This is a genomic window from Pseudomonas sp. No.117, assembly GCF_054558395.1.
This window is the reverse complement of record NZ_BAAJNP010000010.1, coordinates 47,676-63,842: the sequence shown is the minus strand read 5'-3', so window position 1 is coordinate 63,842 and position 16,167 is coordinate 47,676. Positions and strand designations below refer to the sequence as shown.

Sequence of the window (16,167 nt, the reverse complement as noted above, 5' to 3'; positions counted from 1 at the left end):
GATGAGCCGCCTGCTGACCGACCTCCTGTCTGAAGCGGCCCCTGCCGTCGAGATCGTCGGCCTGGCCCTGGACAGTCGCGAGGTCCAGCCCGGCTTCCTGTTCCTGGCCGTTCCCGGTCTGCACAGCGACGGTCGTGGCCATATCGCCGGCGCCGTCGAGCGTGGCGCCGCCGCCATCGCCTATGAGGCCGACAACGCCCCGGCCTTGCCGGCGCTGGACATTCCCCTCGTGGCCGTTCACGGCCTCGCCGGCCAGCTGTCCGCCATCGCCGGGCGTTTCCATGGCGAGCCCAGCCAGCGCCTGAGCCTGGTCGGGGTGACCGGCACCAATGGCAAGACCAGCGTCAGCCAACTGATCGCCCAGGGCTGTGACCTGCTCGGCCAGCGTTGCGGCATCGTCGGTACCCTGGGCAACGGCTTCCATGGCGCCCTCGCCGAAGGCCGCCACACCACGCCGGACGCCCTCAAGCTGCAGGCGACCCTGGCCGAACTGGCCGCGCGCGGCGCCGCCAGCGTGGCCATGGAAGTCTCTTCCCATGGCCTGGCCCAGGGTCGCGTGGCGGCCCTGGCCTTCAAGGTCGCGGTCTTCACCAATCTGACCCGCGACCACCTCGATTTCCACGGCACCATGGACGCCTATGGCGAGGCCAAGGCCCAATTGTTCGCCTGGCCGGCGCTCGGCGTCCGGGTACTCAATCTGGACGACGCCTTCGGCCGGGCGCTGGCGGCGCGTCCCAGCGATGCCCTGACCCTGACCTACAGCCTTGGTGATCCAGCGGCGAGCCTGCACTGCCAGGCTGTGCAGTTCGATGACCATGGCGTACGTGCCCACCTGGTGACCCCCCTGGGCGCCGGCGAACTGCGCAGCCAACTGATTGGCCGCTTCAACCTGAGCAACCTGCTGGCCGCCATCGGCGCCTTGCTGGGTCTGGGCCATCGCCTCGACGACATCCTCGCCATCCTGCCGCAGCTGCAGGGCCCGGCCGGACGCATGCAGCGCCTGGGCGGTGCCGGACAGCCGCTGGTGGTGGTGGACTACGCCCATACCCCGGATGCCCTCGACAAGGTGCTCACTGCCCTGCGGCCCCATGTCGGTGCCGAGGGTCGACTGGTCTGCGTGTTCGGCTGTGGCGGCGATCGCGATCGCGGCAAGCGGCCGGAAATGGCCGCGGTGGCCGAGCGCCTGGCCGACCAGGTAGTGGTGACCGACGACAATCCCCGTACGGAAGATCCGGCCGCCATCGTCGCCGACATCCGCGCCGGCTTTAAGCATCCCGAGCGGGTTCGCTTCGCCGGACGACGCGAAGCCGCCATCGCCCTGGCGGTCGCCGAGGCCAAGCCGCAGGACATCGTGGTGCTGGCCGGCAAGGGCCATGAGCCCTATCAGGAAATCGCCGGTGTCCGGCATGCCTTTTCCGATCTCGACCAGGCCGAGCGGGCCCTGACCGCCTGGGAGCGACACGATGCTTAGATCCTTTACCCTGACCGAAGTGGCCGAGGCCCTGACCGGCAATCTGCTGGGTGCCGATACCCTGTTCGACGGCGTCGGTACCGACAGCCGCAAGGCGGTGGCCGGCCAGCTGTTCGTCGCCCTGACCGGGCCACGCTTCGATGGCCATGCCTACCTGGCCGACGTGGCTGCCCAGGGCGCCGCGGCTGCCCTGGTCGAGCGCGCCGTCCCCGAGGTACACCTGCCCCAGCTGGTGGTGGCCGATACCCGCCTGGCGCTGGGTCGCCTGGGCGCCTTCAACCGTGACCTCTTCCACGGCCAGGTCGCCGCCGTCACCGGTTCCAGCGGCAAGACCACGGTCAAGGAATTGCTCGCTGCCATCCTGCGCCAGCGCGGCACGACCCTGGCCACCCAGGGCAATCTGAACAACGACCTGGGGGCGCCCCTGACCCTGCTGCAGCTGGCCGCCGAGCACGCCTATGGCGTCATCGAGCTGGGCGCTTCGCACGTCGGGGACATCGCCTACACCGTGAGCCTGACACGCCCGGATGTCGTTATCATTACCAACGCCGGCCAGGCCCATGTGGGCGAGTTCGGCGGCGTCGACCGCATCGTCGAGGCCAAGGGCGAGATCATCGAAGGGGTGGGCGAGGGCGGCACCGTGGTGCTCAACCGCGACGACGCGGCCTTCGAGACCTGGCAGCGCCGCGCCGCCGGCCGCCGGGTCGTGGCCTTCGGCCTGGATGCCCGTGCCGATGTTCGCGCGACAGACGTCAGCCTCGACAGCCAGGGTCGTCCGAGTTTCACCCTGCACAGTGCCCAGGGCGAGGCGCGCATCGCCCTGCAACTGCTCGGCGCCCATAACGTGGGCAACGCCCTGGCGGCCGCTGCGGCGGCCCTCAGCCTGGGCCTGGACCTGGCCACCGTCGCCCGCGGCCTGGCCGAGGCGGCACCGGTCAAGGGTCGCACCCTGACCCAGACCAGCCGTCGCGGTGCCCAGGTCATCGATGACAGCTACAACGCCAACCCTGCCTCGGTGAAGGCCGGGATCGACCTGCTGGCCGCCCTGCCGGGCCGTCGGGTGGTGGTCCTGGGCGACATCGCCGAGCTGGGCGAATGGACCGAAGAGGGCCATCGCGACGTGGGCGAGCATGCCCGCGGCAAGGTGGACGCCTTCTACAGCGTCGGGCCTTCGATGGCCCACGCGGCCCGCGCCTATGGCGCCGAGGCTCGGCATTTCGCCGATCGCGAACACCTGATCGAGGCCCTGGCGGACGAGGACCGGGCCGGAACCACCCTGCTGATCAAGGGATCCCGCAGCGCGGCGATGGACAAGGTCGTCGCCGCGCTCTGCGCTATCAACACCGAGGAGAAACACTGATGCTGCTGCTGTTGGCGGAGTTCCTGCAACAGTTCTACAAGGGCTTCGCCGTCTTCCAATACCTCAGCCTGCGCGGCATTCTGGGCGTACTGACCGCCCTGTTGCTGTCGTTGTGGCTCGGCCCCTGGATGATCCGCACCCTGCAGATCCGCCAGATCGGCCAGGCCGTGCGCAACGATGGTCCCCAGTCGCACCTGTCCAAGTCCGGCACCCCCACCATGGGCGGCGCCCTGATCCTGACCACCATCGGCATCAGCACCCTGCTGTGGGCCGACCTGCACAACCGTTATGTCTGGACCGTGCTGGCGGTGACCTTCCTGTTCGGCGCCATCGGCTGGGTCGATGACTATCGCAAGGTGATCGAGAAGAATTCCCGGGGCCTGCCGAGTCGCTGGAAGTACTTCTGGCAATCGGTGTTCGGCCTGGGGGCGGCGATCTTCCTCTATGTCACGGCCAAGGCGCCCATCGAAACCACGCTGATCCTGCCCCTGCTGAAGAACATCGAAATCCCGCTGGGGATTTTCTTCGTTGTGCTGACCTACTTCGTCATCGTCGGCTCCAGCAACGCGGTCAACCTCACCGACGGTCTCGATGGCCTGGCGATCATGCCCACGGTGATGGTCGGCGGCGCCCTGGGCATCTTCTGCTACCTGTCGGGCAACGTGAAATTCGCCGACTACCTGCTGATCCCCTATGTGGAAGGCTCCGGCGAGCTGATCGTCTTCTGCGGCGCCCTGATCGGGGCGGGCCTGGGCTTCCTCTGGTTCAACACCTATCCGGCCATGGTCTTCATGGGCGATGTCGGCGCCTTGGCGCTGGGCGCCGCCCTCGGCACCATCGCCGTGATCGTTCGCCAGGAAGTGGTGCTGTTCATCATGGGCGGCGTCTTCGTCATGGAGACCCTCTCGGTGGTCATCCAGGTGGCCTCCTTCAAGCTGACCGGCAAGCGCGTCTTCCGCATGGCGCCGATCCACCACCATTTCGAATTGAAGGGCTGGCCCGAACCCCGGGTCATCGTGCGCTTCTGGATCATCACCGTGATCCTGGTGCTGTTCGGCCTCGCCACCCTGAAGCTGAGGTAATCCCAGTGCTCATCGCTTCCGACCAGTTCCGTATCGTCGTCGGCCTCGGCAAGAGTGGCATGTCGCTGGTGCGCTTTCTCGCGCGCCGCGGCGTGCCCTTCGCCGTGGCCGATACGCGGAGCCAGCCGCCGGAACTTGCGACGCTGCGGACCCAGTATCCCCAGGTCGAGGTGCGTTGCGGTGAGCTGGATGCCGACTTCCTCGCCCGCGCGGCGGAAGTCTACGTGAGCCCCGGCCTGGCGCTAGAAACGCCGGCGCTGCAAGAGGCCGCGTCCCGTGGCGTGCGGTTGTCGGGCGACATCGACCTGTTCGTCCGTCATGCCAAGGCGCCCATCGTCGCCATCACCGGTTCCAACGCCAAGAGCACCGTCACCACCCTGGTCGGCGACATGGCCCTGCGTGCCGGCAAGCGCGTCGCCGTGGGCGGCAACCTCGGCACCCCGGCGCTGGATCTGTTGGCCGACGACGTCGAGCTCTATGTGCTGGAGCTGTCGAGCTTCCAGCTGGAAACCTGCGAGCGCCTGAACGCCGAGGTGGCCACGGTACTCAACGTCAGCGAAGACCACATGGATCGCTACAGCGGCATGCCGGCCTATCACCAGGCCAAGCACCGCATCTTCCGCGGCGCCCGCCAGGTAGTGGTCAATCGCGATGACGCCCTGTCGCGGCCGCTGATCGCCGATGGCGTACCCTGCCTGACCTTCGGCCTCGGTCGTCCCGATTTCCGCGCCTTCGGCATCCGCGAGGAAGAGGGCCGCCGCTACCTGGCGCTGGCCTTCGACAACCTGCTGGATGTCGAGGAACTGAAGATCCGCGGCACCCATAACCACAGCAATGCCCTGGCCGCGCTGGCCCTGGGCCAGGCCGCCGGCTTGCCGCTGGAACCCATGCTGGAGGCCCTGCGTGCCTTCCCGGGGCTCGAACACCGCTGCCAGTGGGTGGGCGAGGTGGGTGGCGTCAACTATTACAACGACTCCAAGGCCACCAATGTCGGCGCGGCCCTGGCTGCCGTGGAAGGCCTGGGCGACGACATCGCCGGCCAACTGGTGCTGATCGCCGGTGGCGATGGCAAGGGTGCCGACTTCAGCGCCCTGCGCGAGCCCATCGCGCGTCACTGCCGCGCCGTGGTGCTGCTGGGCCGCGATGCCGAGCGCCTCGCCGCCATCCTGCCGCCGAGCGTGCAACAGGTGCGTGTCGCCACCCTGGAAGACGCCGTGCGCGAGAGCCGTGCCCTGGCGCAGCCGGGCGATGCCGTGCTGCTGTCGCCGGCCTGCGCCAGCCTCGACATGTTCCGCAATTTCGAAGAGCGCGGACGGTTGTTCGCCCAGGCCGTGGGAGCCTTGTCATGATCCTCAGCCTGCTGCGTCCCTATCCTTCGCCGCTGGCCAGTCGCCACGGCATCGACCTGGACTTCCCGCTGCTGGCCGGTTGCCTGCTGCTGCTCGGTCTCGGCCTGGTGATGGTGACCTCGGCATCGTCCGAAGTGGCGGCCGCCCAGTCCGGCAATCCGCTGTACTTCATGTATCGCCACCTCATCTACCTGGCCATCGGCTTCGTCTCCTGTGGCGTGGTGATGCTGATCCCCATGGCCACCTGGCAACGCTTCGGCTTCCCGCTGCTGATCATCGCCTTCCTGCTGCTGGTGGCGGTGCTGGTGCCCGGTATCGGCCGCGAGGTGAACGGCTCCCTGCGCTGGATCGGCTTCGGCTTCTTCAACGTGCAGCCCTCGGAGGTCGCCAAGGTCTTCGTGGTGCTCTATCTGTCCGGCTACCTGGTGCGTCGCCAGCACGAGGTGCGCCACACCTGGGCGGGCTTCTTCAAGCCGTTCATCGTGCTGCTGCCCATGGCCATGCTGCTGCTGCGCGAACCCGACTTCGGCGCCACCGTGGTGATGATGGGCGCCGCCGGCGCCATGCTGTTCCTCGGCGGCGTCGGCCTGTTTCGCTTCCTGCTGATGGTCGCCCTGGCGGTGCTGGCGGTCTTCGTCCTGGTGCAGACCCAGTCCTACCGGATGCAGCGGCTGATCACCTTCACCGATCCCTGGGCCGACCAGTTCGGCTCCGGCTACCAGCTGACCCAGGCGCTGATCGCCTTCGGCCGCGGCGGCTGGACCGGGCTGGGGCTGGGCAACAGCATCCAGAAGCAGTTCTACCTGCCCGAAGCCCATACAGACTTCCTCTTCGCCGTACTGGCCGAAGAGCTGGGGCTGATCGGCGCCATGGCCACCGTCGCCCTGTTCTTCTTCGTCTGCGTCCGCGGCCTGTTCATCGGCCGCTGGGCCGAGCAGTCCAAGCAGTTCTTCTCGGCCTACGTGGCCTATGGCCTGTCGATGCTGTGGATCGGCCAGTTCCTGATCAACATCGGGGTGAACGTCGGCCTGTTGCCCACCAAGGGCCTGACGCTGCCCTTCCTCAGCTATGGCGGCAGCTCCCTGGTGATCTGCTGCGTGAGCATGGGCCTGCTGCTGCGTATCGAGTGGGAGCGACGAACCCTGGTCGATACCGAGGACATGGAATTCAGTGAGGAGGACTTCGCCGATGTCCGCTAACGTCCTCATCATGGCCGGCGGCACCGGGGGACACGTCTTCCCGGCCCTGGCCTGTGCCCGCGAATTCGAGGCGCGCGGCTATACCGTCCATTGGCTCGGCACCCCGCGCGGCATCGAGAACGACGTGGTGCCCAAGGCCGGTATCACTCTGCATCACATCCAGGTCTCCGGCCTGCGCGGCAAGGGCGTGCGCTCGCTGGTGAAGGCGCCGCTGCAGCTCAGCGGCGCCCTGTTGCAAGCCGTGGGCCTGATGCGCCGGCTCAAGCCCGTCTGCGTGCTGGGCCTGGGCGGCTTCGTCACCGGTCCCGGCGGCCTCGCGGCCAAGCTGTGCAACATCCCGCTGGTGATCCACGAGCAGAATGCCTATGCCGGCACCGCCAACCGCATGCTGGTGCCCCTGGCCGCGCGCGTCTGCGAAGGCTTCGCCGACACCTTCCCGGCTTCGGCCAAGCGCCTGTCCACCGGCAATCCGGTACGTGCCGAGCTCTTCGCGCCCGTGACCCGCGCCCCCCTGGACGAGCGCGCCGCCAACCTGCTGGTACTGGGCGGCAGCCTGGGCGCCGAGCCGCTCAACAAGCTTCTGCCCGAAGCCCTGGCCCAGTTGCCGGCCGGGCTGCGGCCCCAGGTACGCCACCAGGCCGGTCGCCAGCATGCCGAGGTGACCGCCGAGCGCTATGCCAATGTCGCCGTGGAGGCCGATGTCCAGCCGTTCATCGCCGACATGGCCACGGCCTACGCCTGGGCCGACCTGGTGATCTGCCGGGCCGGTGCCCTAACCGTGGCCGAGCTGACCGCCACTGGCCTGCCGGCGCTGCTGATTCCCTTGCCCCATGCCATCGACGACCACCAGACCAGCAATGCCCGCTTCCTGGAGCGTGCCGGTGCCGGGGTGGTACTGCCGCAACATTCCACCCGCCCGGCGGATCTCGCCGCGCAGCTTACCGAGGTCCTGATGCATCCCGAACGTCTAGTCGACATGGCCACCCGCAGCCGTGCCCTGGCCAAATCCGACGCTACCCGTGCGGTCGTCGATGCCTGCCTGGAGGTTGCCCGTGGTTAAGTCGCAAAGCGCCATCCAGGCCGAAGTTCGGCGCATGCGCAGCATCCGGCGCATCCATTTCGTCGGCATCGGCGGAGTCGGCATGTGCGGCATCGCCGAGGTACTGCTCAACCTGGGCTACGAAGTCTCGGGTTCGGACCTCAAGGAATCCGCGGTGACCGCCCGGCTGCAGCAGTTCGGCGCGCGCATCTACATCGGCCATCGCGCCGAAAACCTGGACCAGGTCGATGTGCTGGTGGTCTCCAGCGCCATCAACAGATCCAACCCCGAGGTCTCCGCCGCTCTCGAACAGCGCATTCCCGTGGTCCCCCGCGCCGAGATGCTGGCCGAGCTGATGCGCTATCGCCACGGCATCGCCGTCGCCGGCACCCACGGCAAGACCACCACCACCAGCCTGATCGCCTCGGTGTTCGCGGCTGAAGGCCTCGATCCCACCTTCGTCATCGGTGGCCGCCTCAATGCCGCCGGTACCAACGCCCAGCTCGGCACCAGCCGCTACCTGGTAGCCGAAGCCGACGAGAGCGACGCCAGCTTCCTGCACCTGCAGCCGATGGTCGCCGTGGTCACCAACATCGATGCCGACCACATGAGCACCTACGAAGGGGACTTCAACCGGCTCAAGCGCACCTTCGTCGACTTCCTGCACAACCTGCCGTTCTACGGCCTGGCCGTGCTCTGCGTGGATGACCCGGTGGTACGCGAGATCATTCCCCAGGTCGCCCGGCCCACCGTCACCTACGGTACCGTCGAGGACGCCGACGTGCGCGCCGTGGACATCCGCCAGGAAGGCATGCGCACCTACTTCACCGTCCTGCGCGACGGCCGTGCGCCGCTGGCGGTCTCGGTGAACATGCCGGGCGTGCACAATGTGCTCAACGCCCTGGCCACCATCGCCATCGCCACCGACGAAGGTGTCAGCGACGAAGCCATCCTCAATGGCCTGTCCGGCTTCCAGGGGGTAGGGCGACGCTTCCAGGTCTACGGCGAACTGCCGGTCGCTGGTGGCAGCGTCATGCTGGTGGACGACTACGGCCACCACCCGCGCGAGGTCGCCGCGGTGATCAAGGCGGTGCGTGGCGGCTGGCCCGAGCGCCGGCTGGTGATGGTCTATCAGCCGCACCGCTTCAGCCGTACCCGCGATCTCTACGAAGACTTCGTCCAGGTGCTGGCCGATGCCAACGTCCTGTTGCTGATGGAAGTCTATCCGGCCGGCGAAGAGCCGATACCCGGCGCCGACAGCCGCCAGCTCTGCCACAGCATCCGTCAGCGTGGCCAGCTCGATCCCATCTACGTGGAGCGCGGTGCCAACATCGCCCCGCTGGTCAAGCCGCTGCTGCGTCCCGGCGACATCCTGCTCTGCCAGGGCGCGGGCGATATCGGTGCCCTGGCGCCGCAACTGCTCAAGCACCCGCTGTTCGCCAGCGCCGCGACGTCCGGGAGTTCGGCATGAGCGGTTATCCGTCCAACTTTCTGCCGGCAACCCCTGTTGCCGGCGCGCACGTGGAGGGCTGAACCTTGGTCGCCACCCTACGTCACAACCAGCCCGGCTACGGCCGGTCGCGCAACGTCGAGCCCCGCGGCGCCAGTCGCCTGGTCGCCGAGGAACCGCTGTCGACGCGCCTGCCGCGGCCGAGCCTGGGGTTGCTCAAGCGCATCCTCTGGCCGTTCCTGCTGCTGGGCCTGGGCTTCGGCACCTACGAGGGTGCGCAGAAGCTGCTGCCCTACGCCGACCGGCCGATCGCCAAGGTCAGCGTCAAGGGCGACCTGTCCTACATCAGCCAGGGAGCCGTGCAGCAGCGCATCGCGCCCTTCGTGGGCACCACCTTCTTCCAGGTCGACCTGGCGGACATGCGCCACGAGCTGGAGACCATGCCGTGGATCGCCCATGCCGAGGTGCGCAGGGTCTGGCCCGACGAGATCAGCATCCGCCTGGAAGAGCAGATGCCCATCGCCCGCTGGGGCGATGAAGCCCTGCTGAATAACCAGGGTGAGGCTTTTGCCCCACAGGATCTGGCCAACTATGACAATCTACCGCGCCTGTACGGCCCCAAGCGGGCCCAGCAGCAAGTGATGCAGCAGTACCAGATGTTCAGCCAGATGCTCCGGCCGCTCGGTTACACCGTGTCGCGCCTGGAAATGCACGAGCGCGGCAGCTGGTACCTCACCACCGGTCAGGGCCTGGAACTGGTGTTCGGCCGCGACCAGCTGGTGGAAAAGATGCGGCGCTTCATGCGCCTGTACGATCAGGTGCTCAAGGCACAGATGGACAATATCGCGCGGATCGATCTGCGTTATCCGAACGGTCTGGCCGTGGCCTGGCGCGATCCCGCCGTCGCCGCCACCCCCGTGACCGAACCGGCCAAGCATTGAGGAGAAGTTTCTTACTATGGCAAGCGTGCAAAGCGGCAAGATGATCGTCGGCCTCGACATCGGCACTTCCAAGGTCGTGGCTCTGGTCGGCGAGGTGTCTTCCGAGGGTCAGATCGAGATCGTCGGCATTGGCACCCATCCGTCGCGCGGGCTGAAGAAGGGCGTGGTGGTCAACATCGAGTCCACCGTCGCTTCCATCCAGCGGGCCATCGAAGAAGCCCAGCTGATGGCCGGTTGCCGGATCCATTCGGCCTTCGTCGGCATCGCCGGCAATCACATCCGCAGCCTGAATTCCCACGGCATCGTGGCGATCCGCGACCGCGAAGTGAGCCCGGCCGACATCGAGCGCGTGCTCGACGCCGCCCAGGCGGTGGCCATCCCCGCCGACCAGCGCGTGCTGCACACCCTGGCCCAGGATTATGTGATCGACAACCAGGAAGGCGTCCGCGAACCCCTGGGCATGTCCGGGGTGCGCCTGGAAGCCAAGGTCCATGTGGTGACCTGCGCCGTCAACGCTGCCCAGAACATCGAGAAGTGCGTCCGACGTTGTGGCCTGGAAGTCGACGACATCATTCTCGAACAGTTGGCCTCGGCTTATTCCGTGCTGACCGATGATGAAAAGGAACTGGGTGTCTGCCTGGTGGATATCGGCGGCGGTACTACCGATATCGCGATCTTTACCGAAGGCGCCATTCGCCATACCGCGGTGATACCCATTGCTGGCGACCAAGTCACAAATGACATCGCCATGGCCTTGAGAACCCCTACGCAATATGCGGAAGAAATCAAGATTCGGTATGCTTGTGCCTTGGCAAAGCTGGCTGGCCCGGGCGAAACCATCAAGGTGCCCAGCGTAGGTGATCGTCCGCCGCGAGAATTGTCGCGTCAGGCCCTCGCGGAAGTGGTCGAGCCCCGTTACGATGAGCTATTCACACTGGTGCAAGCGGAACTGCGCCGCAGTGGTTACGAGGATCTGATCCCGGCAGGGATCGTACTCACCGGTGGCACCGCGAAGATGGAAGGCGCGGTCGAGCTGGCGGAAGAGATTTTCCATATGCCGGTACGCCTGGGGGTACCCCAGACGGTGAAGGGGCTGACCGACGTGATCAGCAACCCGATCTACTCCACAGGCGTCGGCCTGTTGCTCTATGGCCTGCAAAAGCAGACCGATCCCTTGCCGGTCGTTTCCGGCGGATATAGCAGCGAAACCAAATCCACAGTCCTGGAACGCATGAAGCGTTGGGTCCAGGGCAATTTGTAATTCACAATTAAACCGCGGCAGTAGGCGAAGATCCGAAAGGAAGAGAGGGGACCATGTTCGAACTCGTAGACAACATTCCACAAAGCGCCGTGATCAAAGTTATCGGCGTAGGCGGTGGCGGTGGTAACGCCGTCAACCACATGGTCAAAAGCGGTGTTGAAGGCGTCGAATTCATCTGTGCAAATACCGACGCCCAAGCCCTGAAGAACGTCACATCCCGTACCGTGCTGCAACTCGGCCCGGGCGTCACCAAGGGTCTCGGTGCTGGCACCAACCCGGAAATCGGCCGCCAGGCGGCCATGGAAGACCGTGAGCGCATCGCCGAAGTCCTCGAAGGCGCCGACATGGTCTTCATCACCACCGGCATGGGCGGTGGCACCGGTACCGGTGCTGCGCCGATCATCGCCGAGGTCGCCAAGGAAATGGGCATCCTGACCGTTGCCGTGGTCACCCGTCCGTTCCCCTTCGAAGGCCGCAAGCGCATGCAGGTCGCCGACGAAGGTATCCGTGCCCTGTCCGAATGCGTCGACTCGCTGATCACCATCCCCAACGAGAAGCTGCTGACCATCCTGGGCAAGGACGCCAGCCTGCTGGCCGCCTTCGCCAAGGCCGACGACGTCCTCGCCGGCGCGGTCCGTGGCATCTCCGACATCATGCAGCGTCCCGGCCTGATGAACGTCGACTTCGCCGACGTCAAGACCGTGATGGGCGAGATGGGCATGGCCATGATGGGTACCGGTCACGCCAGCGGCCCGAACCGGGCGCGCGAAGCCACCGAAGCCGCCATCCGCAACCCGCTGCTGGAAGACGTCAACCTGCACGGTGCCCGCGGCATCCTGGTCAACATCACCGCCGGCCTGGACCTGTCCCTGGGCGAATACGCCGCCGTGGGTGAGATCATCGAGGACTTCGCTTCCGAGCACGCCACCGTCAAGGTCGGCGCGGTCATCGATCCGGAAATGCGCGACGAGCTGCACGTCACCGTGGTCGCCACTGGCCTGGGTGCGCGCATCGAGAAGCCGGTCAAGGTGGTCGACAACACCGCCCAGACCCTCGCCGCAGCCCGTCAGGAGTCCGCTCCGGTCAACTACGACGACCTCAAGTACCCGACCTCCATGCGCTCCGGTCGTGGCAGCCAGAACCATGGCGGCTCGGCGGCAGCAACCAAGGTCAATCCCAACGACGACTTGGATTACCTGGACATCCCGGCCTTCCTGCGTCGTCAGGCTGATTGATCGGGTATATCACAAGCGCGGGTGTGATTAGTGGGCATCGATTTTCGCTTCTGCTATCATCGCGATTTCGTTGACCACCATTCGCACCCTGCGACCGAGCGGCCCTGGCATGATTAGACAACGCACCCTCAAGAACACCATTCGCGCCACTGGCGTCGGCCTGCATTCCGGGGAGAAGGTATACCTGACCCTGAAGCCGGCTCCGGTCGATACGGGAATCGTGTTCCGTCGCACCGATCTCGATCCGGTCGTGGAAATCCCGGCCTGGGCGGAGAACGTGGGTGAAACCACCATGTCGACCAACCTGTTCAGCGACAGCGGCGTCAAGGTCGGCACCGTCGAGCACCTGCTGTCGGCCATGGCCGGCCTGGGTATCGACAACGCCTACGTCGAGCTGTCCGCGGTCGAAGTACCGATCATGGACGGCAGCGCCGGTCCCTTCGTGTTCCTGATCCAGTCCGCGGGTCTGCAGGAGCAGGAAGCGGCCAAGCAGTTCATTCGCATCAAGCGGGAAGTGACCGTCGTCGATGGCGACAAGCGCGCCACTTTCGTGCCCTTCGACGGCTTCAAGGTGACCTTCGAGATCGATTTCGATCACCCGGTGGTCAACAACCGCACCCAGAAGGCCTCGGTGGACTTCTCGAGCACCTCCTTCCTCAAGGAAGTCAGCCGCGCCCGTACCTTCGGTTTCATGCGTGACCTGGAATTCCTGCGTTCGCACAACCTGGCTCTGGGTGGCAGCGTCGATAACGCCATCGTGGTGGACGAGAAGGGTGTGATCAACGAAGACGGTCTTCGCTACGAAGACGAATTCGTCAAGCACAAGATCCTCGACGCCATCGGTGATCTCTACCTGCTCGGCAAGAGCCTCATCGGCGAATTCCGCGGCTACAAGTCCGGCCACGCCATGAACAATCGCCTGCTGCGCGCGCTGCTGGCCGATCGCGATGCCTGGGAAGTGGTGACCTTCGAAGACTCCGGTCTGGCGCCCATTTCCTACATGAGACCCGCGGCTGCCGTCTGAGCCCGGTTGCAAGAAAAAGCCCTGCCTATGCAGGGCTTTTTTATGAGCGCAGGATCGCTCAGCGACGACTCAGGGGCTCGCCCTGGAAGCTCACGCCGGCCAGGCCCTTGGCCATGAGCGCACGGATATTGGCATGATCACTGCCTTCAGGCGTCTCCAGCACGCTGCGATAATGCTCGCCGAAGGCCAGCAGGGCTTCCTGATCGCTCAGACCTTCGAGCTTAGCCAGGCCCAGGGTCTTGCAGGAACCTTCGTTCTGGCCGGCGGCGTTTTCCACCCCGCCATTGTGGAAGGCGGTTGGCTGGTAGGCATAGTGCTCGGCCACGAACGCCAGGGTATCGGCGAAGGCGTGGTTACCACTGGCCAGGCTGGCGCGGAAGCTGGACAGCTCGCTCATTTGGGCTGGTTCTCCTGGAAGGCGGCCGCCTGAGCGGGGGAGGCTTCGGTCTGGTACTGGGCCTTCCACTCGGCATAGGGCATGCCGTAGACGACTTCGCGCGCGTCATCCAGGCTCAGCGCCAAGCCCTTCTCGTCGGCGGCCGCCTTGTACCACTTGGACAGGCAGTTACGGCAGAAGCCGGAGAGATTCATCAGGTCGATGTTCTGCACATCGGTACGCTTGCGCAGGTGCTGGACCAGGGTGCGGAAGGCGGCGGCCTCCAGTTCCAGGCGGTCTTGTTCGGTCATGGGTGACTCCTTTGGCTAGCGGCGGCCATGGCGCAGGTGGCGCCCGCCGTTGACGGTGAAGGTGCTGCCGGTCGCGTAGGTCGTCGACAGCAGATAGAGCACGGTATCCACGATGGGATCGGCGCCGGGTTCGAAGTCCAGCAGGGCCTTGTCGAGCGTAGCCTGCCGATAGGTCTCGTCGGCGCCTTCCTTGAAGATCAGCAGGCCCGGCGCGATCGTATTGACGCGAACGGTGGGCGCCAGGGCTTCGGCGAAGGACAGGGTCAGGTTGTGCAGCGCGGCCTTGGTGGCAGCGTAGCCGATGTGGTTGCGGCTGCCACGGGTCGCGCTGTCGTCGCCGATGTGGATGATGTCGGCCCGCGGCGCCGCCAAGAGCAGATCCTGCAGGCCCAGGTTGAGGTGGTAGGGCGCTTCCAGGTGCAGGCGATAGAGCAGGCGCAGGTTGTCGAGGCCGTCTTCCGCCCAGACCGAGGCGTTGTGCACCACGCCGCGCAGCGCCTGGTGCCTTTCATGCAGCTGCTGCATCAGCAGGTCGCGCTGTTGTTCCTCCACCAGATCGACCTGGTAGGCCTCGATCTCCAGCTCACGCAACGGACCCGGATCGTCGCGGTAGACCGCGATGACCGGTTGACCTTCCGCCAGAAGGCGGCGGGTAAGAGCCAGGCCGACGCGGCGATTGGCGCCGGTTACCAGCAGGGGAAGGGCTGCAGACATGAGGGTACCCGATCCTTAAGAGCGAAACGGCCAGGAAGCTGGCCGTGCGTATTGTACGCATTCGACTCGTCGGGCAGCAGGCCGATCCGTTACGTCTAGCGGGCGCTGCCTCTGAGCTCCTCGGCCCTGGACGAGGCGCTGTGCAGCCAGCCCCTGAGCGCGCGGGTGATTAGCGGGATGAAGACGCAGACCATCACCGGCGTGAGGATCAGGGTGCTCAGCAGGATGCGCGGCAGCAAAGGCAGATGCGCCAGGTAGTCACCGAAGGCGGCGTTGAACAGCAGCGAGATGGGAAAGAACGCCAGCCAGACGGCGATGCTCTGTTTCCAGCGCGGCGGGGCTTGCACGCCGGCACCGAACCAATCGTCCATGCCCTGGGCGCGGCGCGCCTGGGGCGCTTCGAACAGGCCCTGGCCGCGCTCCAGCCAGAGGCGCCGCGTCTCCGAGTGTTCCCACTGGTCGAGGCTCTGGGGGCAGGCGAAGCGGAAGATGATCTGCACCAGGTTGTCGCCCGGCGGTGGGGTCAGGACCCCGGAACCGAGATAGCCCGGATAACGGGTCGCCAGGGCTTCGCCTTCGCGTAGCCAGACCAGGAAGGCGTCGTATTGGCCGGCCGCCACGCGGCGCGCGACCATGAGGGTAACGGGCTGACTCATGTTGGAGCTCCAAGCGATCGGGTCGGATAGGCCGGATGCCATCAAGCCGCCGGGTAGGCGGGCAGGGTGGAGAAATACCTGGGGTAGCAGGCGCCGCTAGCATAGCAAGCCTTGAGACCCCGGGGCAGCGCCTGACGTTGCAGGGATGTCGCAAACGCCAAACAAGGGTCGTTCGAGGCATACTGGGCAGCCTTCACCGCTAGAGGTCTGCATGAAAGTCGCACTGTTGAATGGCTCCGTATACGGCACCGCGGAAGATATCGCGCGGCAGGTGAAGACCCGTCTGGTCGCGGCGGGCCATGAGGTCTGGCACCAGCCGAATGCCGAACTTGCCAGTCTGGAGGCCTTCGCGCCCGAGGCCTTGCTGGCCATCACCTCCACCACCGGCATGGGCGAGTTGCCCGCCAACCTCGAGACGCTGTACTTCCAGCTGCGCGACCGGCTGCCGTCCTGGCGCGGCCGGCCCGGTGCGGTGCTGGCCCTGGGGGACTCCAGCTATGGCGATACCTATTGCGGCGGCGGCGAGCTGATGCAGGAGCTGTTCGCCGAGCTGGGACTGCGCGAGCTGCTGCCCCTGCTGCGCATCGATGCCAGCGAGACGGTGACCCCGGACGAGGACGCCGAGCGCTGGACCTCCGCGGTCATCGCCGCCCTGGGCTGACCTTGCCCGGCGGACAACACAGCTTTACCTGCCGGATC

Annotated in this window: 16 protein-coding genes; 12 read left to right on the top strand and 4 right to left on the bottom strand. The window is 66.2% G+C overall.

Annotation, left to right across the window (positions count from 1 at the left end; translation table 11 throughout):
• Nucleotide 1: 1 nt before the first annotated feature.
• The 11 genes from ACYJP6_RS22925 to lpxC all read left to right on the top strand — a co-directional run bounded on the left by ACYJP6_RS22925 (nucleotide 2) and on the right by lpxC (nucleotide 13,411).
• The gene (locus ACYJP6_RS22925) at nucleotides 2-1,471 is read left to right on the top strand and encodes a UDP-N-acetylmuramoyl-L-alanyl-D-glutamate--2,6-diaminopimelate ligase (RefSeq protein ID WP_459478180.1); all 1,470 of its coding nucleotides are present in this window, start codon (nucleotides 2-4) and stop codon (nucleotides 1,469-1,471) included.
• The gene (locus ACYJP6_RS22920; RefSeq protein ID WP_459478178.1) at nucleotides 1,464-2,831 is read left to right on the top strand and encodes a UDP-N-acetylmuramoyl-tripeptide--D-alanyl-D-alanine ligase; all 1,368 of its coding nucleotides are present in this window, start codon (nucleotides 1,464-1,466) and stop codon (nucleotides 2,829-2,831) included. Before ACYJP6_RS22925 ends, ACYJP6_RS22920 begins: the two co-directional genes overlap by 8 nt.
• Nucleotides 2,831-3,913, top strand: a complete 1,083-nt coding sequence (mraY, locus tag ACYJP6_RS22915; protein WP_007162057.1) for a phospho-N-acetylmuramoyl-pentapeptide-transferase — start codon at nucleotides 2,831-2,833, stop codon at nucleotides 3,911-3,913. The genes ACYJP6_RS22920 and mraY overlap by 1 nt, the downstream gene beginning before the upstream one ends.
• Nucleotides 3,914-3,918: 5 nt before the next feature.
• A complete protein-coding gene (gene murD, locus ACYJP6_RS22910; RefSeq protein WP_459478176.1) occupies nucleotides 3,919-5,262 on the top strand; it encodes a UDP-N-acetylmuramoyl-L-alanine--D-glutamate ligase in 1,344 nt (447 codons plus the stop codon).
• Entirely contained in the window at nucleotides 5,262-6,461 is a 1,200-nt protein-coding gene (ftsW, locus tag ACYJP6_RS22905; protein WP_459478449.1) for a putative lipid II flippase FtsW, read from the top strand. The genes murD and ftsW overlap by 1 nt, the downstream gene beginning before the upstream one ends.
• On the top strand, nucleotides 6,451-7,521 hold the full coding sequence (gene murG, locus ACYJP6_RS22900; RefSeq protein ID WP_459478174.1) for an undecaprenyldiphospho-muramoylpentapeptide beta-N-acetylglucosaminyltransferase: 1,071 nt from the start codon (nucleotides 6,451-6,453) through the stop codon (nucleotides 7,519-7,521). The genes ftsW and murG overlap by 11 nt, the downstream gene beginning before the upstream one ends.
• Nucleotides 7,493-8,971, top strand: coding sequence for a UDP-N-acetylmuramate--L-alanine ligase (gene murC / locus ACYJP6_RS22895; protein ID WP_459478173.1), 1,479 nt, complete (start codon nucleotides 7,493-7,495; stop codon nucleotides 8,969-8,971). Before murG ends, murC begins: the two co-directional genes overlap by 29 nt.
• A 65-nt stretch (nucleotides 8,972-9,036) precedes the next feature.
• Nucleotides 9,037-9,891, top strand: coding sequence for a cell division protein FtsQ/DivIB (locus ACYJP6_RS22890; protein ID WP_459478171.1), 855 nt, complete (start codon nucleotides 9,037-9,039; stop codon nucleotides 9,889-9,891).
• A 16-nt stretch (nucleotides 9,892-9,907) separates the two neighbouring features.
• Nucleotides 9,908-11,152, top strand: a complete 1,245-nt coding sequence (gene ftsA, locus ACYJP6_RS22885; RefSeq protein WP_145007209.1) for a cell division protein FtsA — start codon at nucleotides 9,908-9,910, stop codon at nucleotides 11,150-11,152.
• 53 nt (nucleotides 11,153-11,205) lie between these two features.
• Nucleotides 11,206-12,387 (top strand): cell division protein FtsZ, encoded by a 1,182-nt coding sequence (gene ftsZ / locus ACYJP6_RS22880; RefSeq protein ID WP_145007211.1) that lies wholly within the window; start codon nucleotides 11,206-11,208, stop codon nucleotides 12,385-12,387.
• 109 nt (nucleotides 12,388-12,496) lie between these two features.
• Nucleotides 12,497-13,411 (top strand): UDP-3-O-acyl-N-acetylglucosamine deacetylase, encoded by a 915-nt coding sequence (gene lpxC / locus ACYJP6_RS22875; RefSeq protein WP_145007213.1) that lies wholly within the window; start codon nucleotides 12,497-12,499, stop codon nucleotides 13,409-13,411.
• Between the two features lie 58 nt (nucleotides 13,412-13,469).
• Here the strand turns inward: lpxC and ACYJP6_RS22870 are convergent, their stop codons facing one another.
• From ACYJP6_RS22870 to ACYJP6_RS22855, 4 genes are all read right to left on the bottom strand, one after another.
• Complete coding sequence (locus ACYJP6_RS22870) at nucleotides 13,470-13,808, bottom strand: HopJ type III effector protein (protein ID WP_459478168.1); 339 nt, start codon at nucleotides 13,806-13,808, stop codon at nucleotides 13,470-13,472.
• A complete protein-coding gene (locus tag ACYJP6_RS22865) occupies nucleotides 13,805-14,098 on the bottom strand; it encodes a DUF1244 domain-containing protein (protein WP_459478166.1) in 294 nt (97 codons plus the stop codon). Before ACYJP6_RS22865 ends, ACYJP6_RS22870 begins: the two co-directional genes overlap by 4 nt.
• A gap of 15 nt (nucleotides 14,099-14,113) precedes the next feature.
• Nucleotides 14,114-14,812 carry a dihydromonapterin reductase gene (gene folM, locus ACYJP6_RS22860; RefSeq protein WP_459478164.1) on the bottom strand — a complete coding sequence of 233 codons (699 nt, stop codon included), beginning with the start codon at nucleotides 14,810-14,812 and terminating at the stop codon, nucleotides 14,114-14,116.
• Nucleotides 14,813-14,907: 95 nt separating this feature from the next.
• A complete protein-coding gene (locus ACYJP6_RS22855; protein ID WP_459478162.1) occupies nucleotides 14,908-15,468 on the bottom strand; it encodes an antibiotic biosynthesis monooxygenase in 561 nt (186 codons plus the stop codon).
• A gap of 211 nt (nucleotides 15,469-15,679) precedes the next feature.
• On the opposite strand from ACYJP6_RS22855, the gene ACYJP6_RS22850 reads away from it, so the two are divergent.
• Nucleotides 15,680-16,129: a flavodoxin gene (locus ACYJP6_RS22850; protein WP_459478160.1), complete on the top strand. Its 450-nt coding sequence runs from the start codon at nucleotides 15,680-15,682 to the stop codon at nucleotides 16,127-16,129.
• Nucleotides 16,130-16,167 lie beyond the last annotated feature (38 nt).

What these genes read in the sequence shown, in the direction of transcription:
- ACYJP6_RS22925 (WP_459478180.1), top strand. Translation starts at nt 2, where the DNA reads ATGAGCCGCCTGCTGACCGACCTCCTGTCTGAAGCGGCCCCTGCCGTC.
- ACYJP6_RS22920 (WP_459478178.1), top strand. Translation starts at nt 1,464, where the DNA reads ATGCTTAGATCCTTTACCCTGACCGAAGTGGCCGAGGCCCTGACCGGC.
- mraY (WP_007162057.1), top strand. Translation starts at nt 2,831, where the DNA reads ATGCTGCTGCTGTTGGCGGAGTTCCTGCAACAGTTCTACAAGGGCTTC.
- murG (WP_459478174.1), top strand. Translation starts at nt 6,451, where the DNA reads ATGTCCGCTAACGTCCTCATCATGGCCGGCGGCACCGGGGGACACGTC.
- murC (WP_459478173.1), top strand. Translation starts at nt 7,493, where the DNA reads ATGCCTGCCTGGAGGTTGCCCGTGGTTAAGTCGCAAAGCGCCATCCAG.
- ftsA (WP_145007209.1), top strand. Translation starts at nt 9,908, where the DNA reads ATGGCAAGCGTGCAAAGCGGCAAGATGATCGTCGGCCTCGACATCGGC.
- ftsZ (WP_145007211.1), top strand. Translation starts at nt 11,206, where the DNA reads ATGTTCGAACTCGTAGACAACATTCCACAAAGCGCCGTGATCAAAGTT.
- lpxC (WP_145007213.1), top strand. Translation starts at nt 12,497, where the DNA reads ATGATTAGACAACGCACCCTCAAGAACACCATTCGCGCCACTGGCGTC.
- ACYJP6_RS22870 (WP_459478168.1), bottom strand. Translation starts at nt 13,808, where the DNA reads ATGAGCGAGCTGTCCAGCTTCCGCGCCAGCCTGGCCAGTGGTAACCAC.
- ACYJP6_RS22865 (WP_459478166.1), bottom strand. Translation starts at nt 14,098, where the DNA reads ATGACCGAACAAGACCGCCTGGAACTGGAGGCCGCCGCCTTCCGCACC.
- folM (WP_459478164.1), bottom strand. Translation starts at nt 14,812, where the DNA reads ATGTCTGCAGCCCTTCCCCTGCTGGTAACCGGCGCCAATCGCCGCGTC.
- ACYJP6_RS22855 (WP_459478162.1), bottom strand. Translation starts at nt 15,468, where the DNA reads ATGAGTCAGCCCGTTACCCTCATGGTCGCGCGCCGCGTGGCGGCCGGC.
- ACYJP6_RS22850 (WP_459478160.1), top strand. Translation starts at nt 15,680, where the DNA reads ATGAAAGTCGCACTGTTGAATGGCTCCGTATACGGCACCGCGGAAGAT.